This is a genomic window from Pseudoalteromonas sp. S2755, from assembly GCF_005886535.1.
Taxonomy (GTDB): domain Bacteria; phylum Pseudomonadota; class Gammaproteobacteria; order Enterobacterales; family Alteromonadaceae; genus Pseudoalteromonas.
Genome location: NZ_PNDS01000239.1, coordinates 1 through 367, shown reverse-complemented (window position 1 = coordinate 367; position 367 = coordinate 1). Strand labels below are relative to the sequence as shown.

The 367-nt window shown below is 47.7% G+C and carries 1 protein-coding gene; it reads left to right on the top strand.

Features of this window, described 5'->3' with window-relative positions:
- Positions 1–367, top strand: a 367-nt coding sequence (locus CWC03_RS23035; protein WP_283234912.1) for a biotin/lipoyl-containing protein, incomplete at both ends; no start/stop codon positions are given.

Genomic DNA, 367 nt, shown 5'->3' with positions numbered 1-367 from the left:
AGTTGAAGTCACAGAAATCTTAGTGGCAGCTGGTGATGTTGTTGAAGAAGAGCAATCACTTATCACGGTTGAAGGCGACAAGGCTTCAATGGAAGTACCTGCGCCATTTGCTGGTACTATCAAAGAGGTGAAAATCAACGCGGGTGACAAAGTGTCAACGGGTTCATTGATCTTCACTTTTGAAGTTGCAGGTAGCGGTGATGCGCCAGCAGCTTCTGAAGCGCAAGCACCAGCACAGGAACAAGCGCCAGCAGCATCAGCTGAAAAAGAAGTACACGTACCAGATATCGGTGGTGACGAAGTTGAAGTCACTGAAATCATGGTTGCTGTAGGCGATAGCGTTGAAGAAGAGCAATCGCTTATCTCG